Origin of the sequence: Echinicola marina, assembly GCF_020463795.1 — a bacterium.
Classification (GTDB): Bacteria; Bacteroidota; Bacteroidia; order Cytophagales; family Cyclobacteriaceae; genus Echinicola; species Echinicola marina.
The window spans coordinates 5,110,509-5,125,127 of sequence record NZ_CP080025.1 but is presented as its reverse complement, the minus strand read 5'-3'; the positions used below and the strand labels follow the sequence as shown (position 1 = coordinate 5,125,127).

General features: G+C 39.2%; 12 protein-coding genes. 4 read left to right on the top strand and 8 right to left on the bottom strand.

All coding sequences use genetic code 11. The features are described 5' to 3' along the window. Positions 1-12: 12 nt before the first annotated feature. From KZP23_RS20905 to KZP23_RS20880, 6 genes are all read right to left on the bottom strand, one after another. Positions 13-1,251, bottom strand: coding sequence for an ROK family transcriptional regulator (locus KZP23_RS20905; RefSeq protein WP_226333762.1), 1,239 nt, complete (start codon positions 1,249-1,251; stop codon positions 13-15). 331 nt (positions 1,252-1,582) lie between these two features. Continuing rightward, positions 1,583-3,169, bottom strand: coding sequence for a toxin-antitoxin system YwqK family antitoxin (locus KZP23_RS20900; RefSeq protein WP_226333761.1), 1,587 nt, complete (start codon positions 3,167-3,169; stop codon positions 1,583-1,585). A 90-nt stretch (positions 3,170-3,259) separates the two neighbouring features. Further along, positions 3,260-3,826, bottom strand: coding sequence for a hypothetical protein (locus tag KZP23_RS20895; RefSeq protein ID WP_226333760.1), 567 nt, complete (start codon positions 3,824-3,826; stop codon positions 3,260-3,262). A gap of 6 nt (positions 3,827-3,832) precedes the next feature. Next, positions 3,833-4,831: a 3-oxoacyl-ACP synthase III family protein gene (locus KZP23_RS20890; RefSeq protein ID WP_226333759.1), complete on the bottom strand. Its 999-nt coding sequence runs from the start codon at positions 4,829-4,831 to the stop codon at positions 3,833-3,835. Between the two features lie 130 nt (positions 4,832-4,961). Continuing rightward, positions 4,962-5,660, bottom strand: coding sequence for an SOS response-associated peptidase (locus tag KZP23_RS20885; protein WP_226333758.1), 699 nt, complete (start codon positions 5,658-5,660; stop codon positions 4,962-4,964). A gap of 26 nt (positions 5,661-5,686) precedes the next feature. Then, positions 5,687-6,646 carry a YheT family hydrolase gene (locus KZP23_RS20880; protein ID WP_226333757.1) on the bottom strand — a complete coding sequence of 320 codons (960 nt, stop codon included), beginning with the start codon at positions 6,644-6,646 and terminating at the stop codon, positions 5,687-5,689. 124 nt (positions 6,647-6,770) lie between these two features. Here KZP23_RS20880 and KZP23_RS20875 point away from each other — a divergent pair, with 124 nt between their 5' ends. Further along, positions 6,771-8,435 carry a pyruvate dehydrogenase complex dihydrolipoamide acetyltransferase gene (locus tag KZP23_RS20875; RefSeq protein WP_226333756.1) on the top strand — a complete coding sequence of 555 codons (1,665 nt, stop codon included), beginning with the start codon at positions 6,771-6,773 and terminating at the stop codon, positions 8,433-8,435. Between the two features lie 124 nt (positions 8,436-8,559). Next, positions 8,560-9,099, top strand: coding sequence for an ATP-dependent protease subunit HslV (gene hslV, locus KZP23_RS20870; RefSeq protein WP_226333755.1), 540 nt, complete (start codon positions 8,560-8,562; stop codon positions 9,097-9,099). A 43-nt stretch (positions 9,100-9,142) separates the two neighbouring features. Here hslV and KZP23_RS20865 read toward each other — a convergent pair whose 3' ends face one another. Continuing rightward, positions 9,143-11,866, bottom strand: a complete 2,724-nt coding sequence (locus KZP23_RS20865) for an ATP-binding protein (RefSeq protein ID WP_226333754.1) — start codon at positions 11,864-11,866, stop codon at positions 9,143-9,145. Positions 11,867-11,954: 88 nt separating this feature from the next. Next, on the bottom strand, positions 11,955-12,347 hold the full coding sequence (locus KZP23_RS20860) for a Dabb family protein (protein ID WP_226333753.1): 393 nt from the start codon (positions 12,345-12,347) through the stop codon (positions 11,955-11,957). 188 nt (positions 12,348-12,535) lie between these two features. On the opposite strand from KZP23_RS20860, the gene KZP23_RS20855 reads away from it, so the two are divergent. Then, positions 12,536-13,522, top strand: coding sequence for an aldo/keto reductase (locus KZP23_RS20855; RefSeq protein ID WP_226333752.1), 987 nt, complete (start codon positions 12,536-12,538; stop codon positions 13,520-13,522). Positions 13,523-13,584: 62 nt separating this feature from the next. Continuing rightward, positions 13,585-14,481: an aldo/keto reductase gene (locus KZP23_RS20850; RefSeq protein ID WP_317198020.1), complete on the top strand. Its 897-nt coding sequence runs from the start codon at positions 13,585-13,587 to the stop codon at positions 14,479-14,481. Positions 14,482-14,619: the final 138 nt, after the last annotated feature.

Sequence of the window (14,619 nt, the reverse complement as noted above, 5' to 3'; positions counted from 1 at the left end):
TAATGCTGTGGATTAGTTAATAATATCTTCGAAAATATTTTCTATGACCACTGCTACTCCTCCAAGTAGACCAACCTCTTTACCTAGTTTATAAAGTGCCAATTCTGATTTTTCCCTGGATTTGGCCATGCTGAAGATGTTCAAGGCTTGTTGGATAGGGGTAATCAGGTATTGTTGGGCCTCTGCTACAGAACCTCCGACTATGATGAGATCAGGGTTCAATAGCTGTATCAGTATGGAGATCCCTCTTCCCAAGTCCAGTCCTACATCAGAGAGTATAGTGATGGCCCTTTGGTCACCAGCCAAAGCTGCTTCTACAATTAGGGAAGGATCAATACTTTCTCCTTTTTCTTTTGCCATACGGCTGAGAATAGAGTCACTGTCTTTAAGGATAGCTTCTTCTGCCATTCTTACCATGGCTGTGCCTGAAGCGACAGCTTCCAAGCATCCTTTTTTACCACAAGTACAAGAGATATCCCTGGATTCAAAGATAGGAGAGTGGCTAAATTCACCAGCAAATCCTGCTCCACCACGGTAGAGTTTGCCATCAATGATAATTCCAAGTCCAATGCCCCAGCCTACAAAAATGCCCAAGACATTATTGTATTTTTGGCCTTGACTAAACTTAAATTCAGCTAAGGTCATGGCCCTGGCATCATTTTCAATAAATACTTTTTTATTGAATTTTGCTTCAAAGTTTTCTACCAAGGTTTTCTTGCCGAATTTGAGGTAAGTATGGTTGATTCCGCTTAAAGAATCCACCAATCCTGGCATGGATATTCCTATCGCTATGATCTTATCATTAGGAATTCCGGATTCCTCCATATATGTAGCCATGAAATCAGCTATTCTTTCAAAGGTGGACTTGTCATTGTTCAAGGTGACTTTGAAAGTGCCTGTTTCGGTTACTGCGGTATTAGAACTGTCATAAATGGCTGCTCGGACAGTAAACTTGCTGATGTCTACTGATAAAACATAAAAGGAATCAGAGGCCAATCTGTATAAGTCTGGTTTTCTTCCTCCTTGAGATTCTGCTCTGCCTTGTTTGACCAGTTTTCCGCTTTGGATAAGGTCAGTAAGTAGTGAGTTGACAGTAGGTAAACTGATACCTACTTCATTGCAGATTTCACTGGCCGTGTTACTTCCGTTGGTGTAGAGGTTCTTGATGATTTTTATCTTGTTGAGGTAGTTTTTTATTTCAACTACGCCCTCCTTTTCATCTAAGCTCTTTTTTGGATTTATTAGATTCATCTTGTTTTATTTATTAGGGTACTCAAATTAACAAAATATAGCTCAATATAAAAAATACTTTTATAAAAAAATTAAAAAAGAATAAACTATTTTCATTAAAATATCGATTCTAAGCGGTGCTGCTAAATGGGCGATTTTAAAATATATAGCTTAAAAGAGCTTGTGAAATGAAAGATTTATGGTGATTCTCGTCCAAATGCCCTTAATTTTTTAGCGAATTGGCAAATTAAGTATCGAAATGATGCTTTTTACTTTAAATCTGTGAAATTGATTGCGGACTATAAAAAAGAAATGGCACCTTTACAGAGAAAGGTGCCAAGGCTTAAAGTTTTTAGTTGAAAATTTGAAAAGGTAATTCTGGTTCCGGGAGAGTTTCGGGAACTACCTCATCATCTTTGAAAGTAATGATTTCTGCAAGTTTTCCAGTGCGGGAATAATAATTCCAACGGCCCTCTTTTTTACCGTCCACCATCAGTCCGGCAGAGGCGATTTTGCCATTATTGTGATAATATATCCATTTGCCCTGAGGCTTCCCTTCCTTGTAATTTCCTTCAGATTCTTTGGTTCCGTCTGTGTAGTAGGTGATACGGCTTCCATTCCCCTCTTTTAATGTTCCTTTATCCAAGGTCTTGGTACCATCATAGGAATAATATTCGCTGATATCCATTAAGCGGCCATTGCTCCAACTCTCTTCTTGCGTGAGATTTTTATTGTCATAGAAAAGGCCCCATTTGCCATCCTCAAATCCATAAAAATAACTTCCCACTGATTTAAGTTGGCCTCCATCATAATAATAGAACCATTGCCCATGTTCCGATCCCAATTGGTATTCTCCTTCTGCAATAAGGATCCCTATCTTGTTGAAGTATTTCCAGAGACCTGATTTGACACCAGTTTTGTACTCTCCTATACTATAAAGCTGTCCGTCAGAATAAAAACTTTTCCATAGACCAGACTTCACCCCTCCTTTATATTGTCCCCTTACAGAGGCAGTGCCATCTGAATGGTTTTCTATATATTCTCCAACGGGAACACCCAGTTCATAGGTTTTTCTTTTAGATAGATTCTTGTTAGGGAAGTATTCTTCCCATGTTCCGACAGCAATATTGTTTTCGTAGTGTTCAACACGGGCGATTCGTTTGTTTTCATAATAATACCTCCAAGTGCCTGTTTTATTTCCACTACTGTCGTATTCCTGCTCTTCAGCGATCACTTTAGTATCGGGGAAATAACTGATCCATTTACCCACTTTATTGCCATGGTTATATTCACCGGTTTGTTCGATAAGGTTGTTGAATGAATATCTTTTGAAAGTTCCATGGGGCTCTCCATCTACATACTGTACTTCAATAAGTAACTGGCCTCCTCTTGAATATTCTAAGTAGGGGCCATTTAGGGTTCCACCCTTATAGCTGTTTTTTATGGCTAATTGCCCATTTTCATAATATGAAAGCCATTCACCATGTCGTTTTCCATCTTTGAAAGTGCCCTCCCTTTTGATGGTCTTACCACTTTTGTTTTCAGAGAGGTATACATTCCTGCCATAGTATTCTTTATAATCACCTATAGCGACACTGTCTTTATAGATGGCCTCAACTATCAGAAAGCCATGTTCGTCATATCTACTAAAGTTTCCATTGAGTTTATTGTCCTTGTATTCGGCCATTATATGACGTTTTCCATTCGAATGATAGGTCGTCCAAATTCCGTCTTTTTTTCCCTCTGTAAGATATCCTTCTTCTAGTACTTGCTCCGTTTCAGGATTTTTTAGTTTCCAAAGACCATTCATTTTTCCGTTGAGCAGCACACCTGTGGCTACCACACTTGAATCGGCATTGAAAATTCTGACGGTTTGACCTTGGCCAAAAGTATTAAGGGCAAAGGTGAAAATAAAAAACACTGCAATTAGGTACTTCATGGGTTCTCCTTGATTTCTTTCAGTTATTTGCGAGTAGATCAAATTTTTAACGCTATTCTTTTTCTAAATTATCATTAATTCTTAGAAAAATCATTCAAAGCCCTTAAACTTCTTTATTGTACGCCATTCTTCCATCAATGATTTTTCTAAGTCCTTGACACCAATATTATAATTGATTCTTTTTATGAATTGCAGGTGCTTCAATTTATCAATATGAGTTGGTATTTGTTCGAACGGGATATCAGTACTGTACATTTTGTGAATGATCATACCTTTATAATCCCATGGAGAGCCAGTGAGGCTTAGTGCGAAACCTTTGGACAAATAATTATGGTATTCATCTGCACAAGGTGTGTGTGCGGCCCCATGGTAAATAATGATGTACAGGCCATGCCCCCACCAATTGAGGAATCTGATATTGAAGCCATTTTTTTTGTCAAAATCTCTCACAATATCCAACACTTGATATGGGCAATGTTGGAGTTCGTTGCCTTTACTGATTTTTTTTCCTTTGTGTGCGGGATGCAATGCAGTGAGTGCAGCGTCTGGAATTTGATTGGCCATAGAGGCGAATAATCCAATGAATTGCTCTTTTAGTTGATGAATTTGGGTTTGAAGGGATTTGTTTTCTAATAGTTCAATATTGATTTTCTCCATGAGTGATTACCAATTTAACAGTGCTGAAGCCCAGGAAAAACCACTTCCAAAAGCAGCTAGGCAAATAAGGTCTCCTTCTTGGATCTTACCTTGCTCCCAGGCTTCACTCAAAGCGATGGGGATAGTGGCTGCGGTCGTATTTCCATAGTGCATGATATTGTTGAATACCTTTTCGTCGGGCAGTTGGAATTTTTGCTGTATATACTGGCTGATCCTTAAGTTGGCCTGATGGGGTACGAGCAAATCAAGATCATCTTTTGTTTTTCCGTTTGTTGCCAAGGCTTCGTTAATGACTTCCTGGAACCGAACAATGGCATGTTTGAATACCACGTTGCCGTTCATTTGCATGCGAAAACTCGGTTCATTAATGATCTCGGGAGAGAGTCTTACTTCTCTACTGCTACCAGGGTCTTTAAGGTAAAGTTCTTCAGCATAATCTCCATCAGCATGTAGATGAGTTGATAAAATGCCTGAGTTTTCTAGATCAGTGACTTGTATCACTGCCGCACCTGCTCCATCTGCAAAAATGACAGCATTAGATCTACCCGCCGTACTTTTGTCCAAAGCACTTGATTGGATCTCTGCGCCTATGAGCAAGATGTTTTTGTACATGCCAGTTTTGATGAATTGGTCAGCTACAGATAAGCCATAAAGGAAGCCCGAGCAGGCATTTCGAATATCAAGTGCGCCGATACCTTGGAGTCCTAGTTCTCTTTGGACCAAAACACCATTTCCCGGGGCAAAATAGTCTGGAGTACTGGTAGCAAAGATGATAAAATCAATTTCTTTCATGTCTATCCCAGCTCTTTCAACTGCCATTTTGGAGGCTTTGGCCGACATGTTGGCCACTGTGTCCTTTCCTGGAGTGAACCATCTTCTTTGCTTTATACCTGTTCTTTCGACAATCCATTCATCACTGGTGTCCATGATTTTGGTGAGATCGTCATTGGTAATGATGTTGTCAGGAACATAATGTCCGACACCTGCTATTCTGGATTTTTTCATTTAAAGTTCAATTTATGGTAGGTCCATTCACCCATCAAAACAAACTGATATAAGGGGCAAAGGGTTGCGAATTTGCTGTCTTTGAACAAAAATACACAGGATGAACCTTGTTCAAAAGAGAAAAGAGGATTTATCCAAACAGGGTGTAATTGCCAAACTGGTCCATTGGGCTGGTCCTTTTGATAAGGTATTCAGCATCAAGGTTTATTTGGTTTACTGCAGGAGATACAGGGTAGGATAGCATTTGTTCGGTAGGGTAGGGCGCCAATAATTCGCTAAGTTGATCCAATGAGCTATATTTGTCTAGCCAAATTTTCTCTTGCTCCTTGTTCAATATTGCCGGCATTCGATCTGCAAATTCCCGATTGATTTTGTTGGCAGGGACAGTTAATATAAGGAAGGTGTGATTGGTGTCTCCTTTTTCATTTTCAAATTCTTCCCAAATGCCCGCAAAGGAAAACAAAGCGTTGTCCTCTAGGGTAAAACGGTGGGGGATTTTAGTTTTTTTGCCTATTTTTTTCCATGCATAATATCCGTCGGCAGGAATGATACAGCGTCTTTTTTGAAAAGCTGATTTTGTGGAAGCTTTGTTGGGGGCTGTTTCAGCGGCTGCATTGATGAATTTGAGGGAAACTGGTTTGTTTTTTGAAAAATCAGGTGTGACTCCCCAATAAAAGTGAGAAAAGCCTTTTGGGCTATCAGATGTAATGACAGGGAGAAGTTGCGTTGGTGCAATATTATATCTGGGATGGAAGTCATCCAATAGTTCTGCTCCAAATCGCGATTCAAGATCCTGTTGAGTCTTGCCTAGGGAATATCTTTCGCACATAATTTTAGTCCATATATTGTTGTAAATTAATCATCTGAATCGATAAATTCAAACGCTCTTTTTTCGGACCAGTATATTTCTTTTCTTTTTCTAGGGCTGAAGCCTACATGTCCCCCAATTTCAGGGAATTCCATGAAGATTTTGTCCAAGGAATGCCCCAATTCAAAGGGGAAACATTCAGGACTTAAGAAGGGATCATTTTGGGCATTCAATAGAAGGGTTGGTATTTGGATGCCTTCCAAAAAATAGAGGGAAGAGCATTTGTCATAGTAGTGATTGGCATTATTGAAGCCATGCATGGGACCAGTGAACTTATCGTCAAATTCATGTAGTGTTTTGATATTGTCTAATTGGGAGATGTCAATGTTTTCAGGAAACAGCTTTGATTTCAGCCTTATTTTTTGTTTTAAGGTCTTTAGAAATCTATTGGAATAGACGATGTTTTCACCTGTGGAAATCTTTATGCAGCTGCTTTTGAGGTGCAAGGGTACAGAAATGGCCACTGCTCTTTTGATTTTTTTAGCCCTTTGTATGGGCTCTCCTAGGTATTTTAAGGTAAGGTTTCCACCAAGGCTAAAGCCAATAAGGTAGATTTCCTGATAATCTTGTTCTACATATTGGATTACTTCATCCAAATCATAAGTAGCGCCAGAGTGATAGAAAAATGGTTTTTTATTCAATTCACCACTACATCCCCTAAAATTCCAGGTGAGGACATCATAGCCCTGTTGGAAAAAATGTTTGGCCATACCGCACATATATGGTCTTCTGCTATCCCCCTCTAATCCATGCGTAATTATTACCATTTTATGAGCGCCGTTTTTTAAAAAATCCAAATCCAAAAAATCATTGTCTTTGGTGGTAATTCTTTGTCTTTCAAAGGGTAATGTCAGGGGTTTTCTGAAAAGTCCGGGGATGATGGTTTGTAAATGGCCGTTAAATAAAATTGTCGGTCCGCTGTAACTTGTGTTTTTTATTAATGGCATTTTTGAATCAGGGGAATCGTTTTCATTCTTTCTGATATTGAAATTACTATTATTAAATTTGAATAAAGATATTTTAAGAACTATTTTTGACTTGCTGAAAAATTGAATTCGATATAGATAACTTATGGCCGAAGTAATAAGAATGCCCAAAATGAGCGACACCATGGAAGAAGGTGTGATCGCTGCTTGGTTAAAAAAAGTAGGAGACGAAGTAAAAGCTGGAGATATTCTCGCTGAAGTAGAAACTGATAAAGCGACGATGGAACTAGAGTCTTATGACGAGGGAGTTTTGTTGCATATTGGTGTTGAAGAAAAAGATGCAGTGCCTGTAAATGGCGTGATTGCCATTATCGGGGAAAAAGGAGAAAATATCGACAATCTTTTGAAGGACATAGAAGGAGGAGGAACAGCTGCTTCGGAATCAGCTAAAGAAGAAACTGAAGAAACTAAAGAGGAGCCAGCTGCTGAAGCCGCTTCATCTGCAAGTGAAGAAATAGATACCTCGGGAATCAACGCAACCTTGATCACCATGCCTAAAATGAGTGATACCATGCAGGAAGGAACCATTGCTGCTTGGTTGAAGAAAGAGGGAGATGAGGTGAAGTCTGGTGATATACTTGCCGAAGTAGAGACAGATAAGGCAACCATGGAACTAGAGTCCTATGATGACGGGGTTTTGTTGCATATTGGTGTTCAGGAAGGTGATAGTGTAGAAATTGATGGCGTGATTGCGGTGATCGGAGAAAAAGGTGCCGATTACGAAACACTGTTGAAGGCCCATGCGCAACAATCTGCGCCGGCTGAGGAAAAGCCTGCTGCAAAAGAAGAAAAGAAAGAAGCTCCAAAAGCAGCATCCAAGCCAGTAGCCAAAGCAGAAGCTCCAAAAGCAGCAGCGAGCACAGCTGGTAATACAACCGATAATGGAAGAGTAAAAGCATCTCCTTTGGCCAAGAAAATGGCCGAAGAAAAAGGTATTCAGATTTCCTTGATTTCTGGTTCTGGAGAAGGTGGAAGAATCATCAAGAGAGATGTAGAGAACTTCAACCCAGCTTCTGTAGAGGCAGTACAGACAACAGCACCGGCCACCGCACCTGTTGGAATTGGTCAGGAATCTTATACTGAGGAGAAGGTTTCCCAAATGAGAAAGACCATTGCCAAGCGTTTGGCTGAAAGTAAATTCTCTGCTCCTCACTTCTACTTAACCATGGAAATCAACATGGATAAGGCAATCGAAGCCCGTAAGAGTATGAATGAAATCGCTCCGGTGAAAATTTCTTTCAATGATATGGTGATCAAAGCTACTGCGGCTGCACTTCGTCAGCACCCCAAAGTGAATTCCAGCTGGTTAGGAGATAAAATCAGGTACAATGACCATGTCCATATAGGTATGGCTGTAGCTGTAGAAGAAGGTCTTTTGGTTCCAGTGATCAGGTTTGCTGATGGAAAGACTCTTTCTCAAATTTCCCAAGAAGCTAAGTCCTTGGGTGGAAAAGCAAAAAATAAGGAATTGCAGCCTAAGGATTGGGAAGGAAATACTTTCACGATCTCAAATCTAGGTATGTTTGGTATTGAAGAGTTTACGGCGATTGTGAATCCACCAGATGCTTGTATCCTAGCAGTAGGAGGTATAAAGGAAACCGTAGTGGTTAAAAACGGTCAGATGCAGGTAGGCAATGTGATGAAGGTGACCCTTTCATGTGATCACAGGGTTGTGGATGGAGCGGTAGGTTCTGCATTCCTGAAAACCTTGAAAGGACTATTGGAAGATCCTGTTAGAATTTTGATTTAATGACTATTCCTTAGCGTATGCTGGGAAGAAATATGTCAAAAAGTCCTGTTTGGTGTTTTCCTGACAGGACTTTTTCTTTTAGTATAGTTTTTGTCTGTTTGGCAAGGAAACATTTTAATACACTATGGAGAAATTAAGATCAACCACGGTAGTGGCGATTAAGCATAATGGAGAAGTGGTCATTGGGGCTGATGGTCAGGCGACTTTGGGGAATACCATTGCCAAAAGCAGTGTAAAAAAAGTGAGAAAGCTCCAGGATGGTAAAATCGTTACAGGATTTGCAGGTTCTACTGCGGATGCATTTACACTTTTAGAAAAATTTGAAGAGAAGCTAGGCGCTTTTGGGAATAATATGAAAAGGGCTGCGGTGGAATTGGCCAAAGAGTGGAGGACAGACCGGATGCTCAGTAAATTGGAGGCGATGATGATCGTGGCAGACGCAGAGGATGTATTGATCATCTCTGGCACTGGAGATGTGATCGAGCCAGATGAATCCATAGCAACGATTGGTTCAGGAAGCATGTATGCACAGTCCGCAGCTAGGGCACTTAAGAAGTTTGCTTCGCATTTATCTGCGGAGGAAATAGTAAGGGAGAGCTTAAATATTGCTGCTGATATTTGTATTTATACCAACCACAATCTGGTGATTGAAAAAGTAAATTGATGATAAGTTGATCATTCATCTGGAAAATAGTTTAGGTGAATGATCAACTTATTTTTTCAAGTAACCATTGATGGAGAATTTTTCCTATATCCTTTTTATTCATTGGTTTAGAGGTATAATCATCAAGTCCTGCTTCTAGGCATTTTTGTCTTTCATTGTTTAGAATTCCAGCAGTTAAAGCAATGATAGGGGTATGCTTGCCTGTTTTGGCTTCCATCTTTCTGATGGCTTCTGTGGCTTCATATCCATTTAGAACAGGCATTTGAATATCCATGAAAATAATGTCAACCTCATTTTCATTATAAACGTCTATGACCTTTTTACCATTCTTGGCTTCCATGATTACAGCTTTTGGAATAAAACTATGCAATAGCTTTTTGGTCAGTATCATATTGACTTGATTGTCTTCGGCTATTAAGATTGAAGGGGAGATTTCCTTAAGTTGATCAAGGTCTTCTTGGTTGGCCATATTTTGATCAAAAGTGGATTTTGTGTCTTTAGGATGGAATAATTTATTAAGTATTTGAAGAAAATCCGGCTTTTTGTATGGCTTGATGAGCAAGGCATCTACATGTTCTGGTATCCTTGAATTTTGAACAAAGGCATTGTGCATCAAAATTGTCTTGATATCATTGGGAATCAGGTTCATTTCTGATTTGAGTTTTTGGATAAAATGGGCCCCATTACCTTCCTTTATATCATGATTGACCAGCATAAGATTATATGGTGCTGAGTTCCTCAGGAGTTGTTCGGCTTCTTCTTGGCTAAGGGCCAGATCTGATGAAGCTCCTAGATAGGAAAGGTTTTCTTGTATCACTTTGCCATGTCTCTGGTTTTTTTCGACGATGAGTGCATAAAGATTTTCTATAGGTAGTGCGGGTTCTTTTTGTTTTTCCTCCAATGTTTCAAAATTGATCTCGAACCAAAACCTACTTCCTTTATTTAATTCACTTTCTACGTAGATTTTTCCCCCCATCATGTTGAGCAGCTTTTTACATATGGCTAAGCCTAGGCCTGTTCCTCCGAATTTTCTGGTGGTCGATGAATCTTCTTGGGTAAAGGCACTGAAGATTTTTTCCTGATTGCCAGGTTCAATTCCCTTTCCTGTATCGCTTACGGTAAACCTGATCTTGGAGAAGTTTTCCAATTCTTCTCCAAGACGCTCTATTTTCAAAGTGATTTCTCCTTTCTTCGTGAACTTTACAGCATTGCTCAATAGGTTGATAAGGATTTGTTTGATCCTTACTTGGTCTGCCAAAACCATTTTGGGGATTTGTTCATCTATATCTAAAATTAACTCAATAGACCTCTGATGAGCTTGAAATGCCACCAAGTTGACAGTCTCTATCCCCAATTCATAAATATTGGTTTGGGAAAGCTCAATTTCCAGTTTACCAGCCTCAATTTTTGAAAAATCCAGGATATCATTTACAATTTCCATCAGGGATTTGGCTGATTGATTGATGAGGGTGATATACTGTTTTTGGTTGGCATCTAAGGGAGTGGAGTTGAGCAGGTCTGAGAAGCCTATCACACCGTTTAGGGGAGTTCTGATTTCATGACTCATACTTGAGATAAAATCAGATTTTGCCCTATTGGCAGATTCAGCTTGGTATTTGGATCTGCGAATACGGTAGGAAGTGAACAGCACAATGGTCACCAGGACCAGCATGATGATAAAGCCAGCTAAGAATATATTACGTCTGAATATTTGTTGTTGGAGTTTTTCATTGATCAGCTTTTCGTTTAATGCCATTTCGGTATTGATGGCATTCAGTCTTTGGTCAAAATCAATTTTGGCCTCCATTCGTCCCATGTTTTTTGAATTGATTTGATTGGTGACGCTGTCCTGCATGGAGGCATATTTTTTCTGGTAGAATAATGCTTCTTTCCAGTTCCCTAGGTTTTCGTAGTAATTTGAATTAAGTTGGTTGATCTTGATCAGTTGTTCCCTAAAGTGATTGTTTTCGCTGATGATTTCTCCTTTGTCCAGGTATAATTTGGCTTTGTAATTTTGTCCAGTGGCCAAATATAGTTCAGCCAGCCTGATGATACAGCTGGTAAGGGTAGAGTAGGATTGTTCCTTTTCTAGTATTTGGTAGGCAATAAGGTAACTATTTATAGCCTTTGCGGTATCGCCTTGGACTTTTTGGATGTCACCAAGGGTTCTGCGCGCATAGGATTCAAGGAAATCATCTTTTTTGTCGGCTAAAAAAGGAGTGATCAATTGCAATGCCTCGTCATATCGCCCCATTTGGGTAAGGATAAAGGCGCGGTTGTTCAATGCGCGGCCACTCATGGACCTGTCCTGTATATCGAGGCTCCTTTCATACGCCTCTTCAAAATACTCCAAAGCCAATTCCAGCTGGCCACTCCCTTCACTGTATATGGCTCCAATATTAAAGAAAGACCTAATGGTCAAATTTGGCTTGTTTAGTGGGATAATACTTTGGTGGCCTTTAAATGCGTAATCTATCGCTTGGAGATAATCATCCATTCTGTAGTAGATCCACCCTAGGTTAATCATGCTTTGCGCCTCGCCCAAAGGGTAATTGATCTCTTTGGAGAGTTCCAGAGCATTAAGGGAATTGCTGAGGGCATTGTTGATATCCTTTTCGATGTTTTTTTCCACCCAGTTGTTCAAGCTGTCAATTTTCCCTTCTTTTGACAGCTTATTTTGTGGAGAGCTTATCTGGAATGATTTAGCATCAATGCCTGTGAAAAGCAAGACAGAAAATAGGGATAATATGAGGAGACTACTTTTCATTTACAAAGTTGGCTGACTTTTGAATTTATTTCAAAAGTCAGCTGGGAGCTAAATATTTAAAAAACAAAATAGCATTAAATAATGAGTATTATTGAATTTTTGTGTCATAAACTTGGACTTTTTCCCACTTATCTTCGTGGTCAGCTATGAATTTTTTGTGAATTGCTGCTAATTGATAAATATTATGATCTTCAATATTGTCGAAATGTACGGTTAATGAGACATGAAAAGAGTGGTCTACTACATCTCTTCTTTCAGTAACTGCTGGCTGGCCTATATAGGCTTTTTTGATGCTGTCAACTTTGATGAGCTCTTCGCAGCCTTTGATAAAACTCTTTAAATCCCTTTTTGGGTTTTTTAGCCAGAAGTACACTTGATGAATCATAAAATCTTTTTTAGGTTTGGCCAAGACATTATTGGAAAATAAAATGCCTGAACCCAATAAGGAGAAATAGTTAAGGAATTTTCTTCTTGCGTTCATAGTTAATCGTTTTATTGTCAATTTACTTCTAAGATAGAAAAATGTTAATGAATGTTATTTGAGTCAGCAAGGTTGATTTAGTATAACAGTTACTTGCTTTCTGTATATTTAATAATACAAAGTTTGAAATTAATATATCAACAGACATTTTCAAAAGTGTAAACAGTTAATTTATTAGTATAAAAAATATGAAATATAGATTACTAGGAAAAACAGGATTAAAAGTTTCTGAGATATCATTAGGAACTTGGCAAGTAGGCGGAGGCTGGGGAGGTGCTTTTGATGAAAAAGCAGCTCATAGAATAATTAATTCTGCTATAGATCAAGGGGTGAATTTTTTGGATACAGCCGATGTCTATGATAATGGAGCCAGTGAGAAAGCAGTAGGGAGAGTTTTGAAGGAGCGTTCCGAAGAAATATATGTGGCGAGTAAATGTGGCCGACAAATTTCTCCCCATGTTTCAGAAGGTTATACTCCGGAAGCACTAAGGGCCTATGTGGAAGCCAGTTTGAAAAACATGCAACTGGAGAGCTTGGATTTAATACAGCTACATTGTCCTCCTTCAGAAGTTTATTACAGAGATGAAATATTTGAATTATTTGACCGGCTAATAGGGGAAGGCAAAATTCGTCATTTTGGAGTAAGTGTAGAAAAGGTCTCAGAGGCCATGCAGGCGATAAAATACCCAAATGTTTCTACGGTGCAGATTATTTTTAACATGTTTAGACAGAAGCCTTTGGAAATGTTTTTCGCGGAAGCCAAAAAGAATAATATAGGTATTATTGCCAGAGTGCCATTGGCAAGTGGGCTTTTGACCGGTAAGATGGACTCTTCAATTACTTTTGATAAAAACGACCATAGGGATTTCAATAGGAATGGAGAGGCATTTGATAAGGGAGAGACATTCTCTGGAGTAGATTTTGAACTGGGGTTGAAGGCAGTAGAGGAATTGAAACCTGTTTTTGCCGGAAATGCTACACTGGCTTCTTGGGCTTTAAGGTGGATTTTAATGTTTGAGCAAGTAAGTACTGTTATTCCTGGAGCTTCTAAAGTTGAACAGGTGGAATCAAATGTCAATGCAGGTCAGCTATCTCCCCTCAGTTCTGATCAAATGGAAAAAGTGAAAGATGTTTACAATGCATACATTAAACCAACTGTGCATCATCTTTGGTAGATAAAAGGTGAACTGAAGATGGTTTGTATAAATTTTAAAGAGAAAATTAGAAAAGGTTCTAAATGAATTACCGTCAACTAGGAAAATCTTCCATCAAAATATCTGAATTATCTTTTGGATGTATGTCATTGAAAGGTAGCAAATCAGATGATAGGGCATTATTGCGTCAGGCATTTGACCAAGGGATCAACTATTTTGATACTGCGGACCTTTATGATGGTGGAGAAAACGAGAAACTTGTGGGAGCTGCCCTCAAAGGTATAAGGGATGAAGTGGTGCTGGCCACTAAAGTAGGAAACCAGTTGAGGCCCGATGGAAGTGGCTGGGATTGGAATCCCCGTAAATCTTATATCCTGCGAGCTGTTGAAAAGAGTCTTCAAAGACTTCAAACAGATTATATTGATTTGTACCAGCTGCATGGAGGAACCATGGATGATCCGATTGATGAAACGATAGCAGCTTTTGAACAATTAAAAAAAGAGGGTAAGATCAGAGAGTATGGCATTTCGTCTATACGGCCGAATGTAATTAGGACCTACGCAGAGAAGTCCAATATGGTGTCAGTCATGATGCAATATAGTATGCTGGATAGGAGGCCTGAGGAGGAGTGTTTAGGATTTTTGGCTGAGAGGGATATTAGTGTTCTTGTTAGAGGAGCTTATGCCAAAGGCTTATCGTTGGATAAGCCTGCTCAACCTTATTTGAACTGGTCATTGGAAGAGGTTAAAAATATTAACGAAAAATTGAAGACCTATAGTGCTAGTTTGATTGAAAAGACGGAATTGATCTTAAGGTATTTACTCAATCAGCCAGCAGTGACTTCCATTGTGTCAGGAATTAGAACTAAGGAGCAATTACAGAATAGCCTGGAAGCTTTTAATGGATCTAGGAAGTGGAAAGAGCTTGCTGCAGAATTGAAAAAAGAATTGCCTGTTAATAGATATGAAGCCCACCGTTAATTATCTTCTAATCAGCAGATGTGAGATGGGAAAGGAAGACCATATTGCGTATTGACCTTGATGGGATTTATTAATATTTAATGTTTAGAGGAACATTTGTCGGATTATATCCGTAGGTTCTCTAAACTTTTGTATACT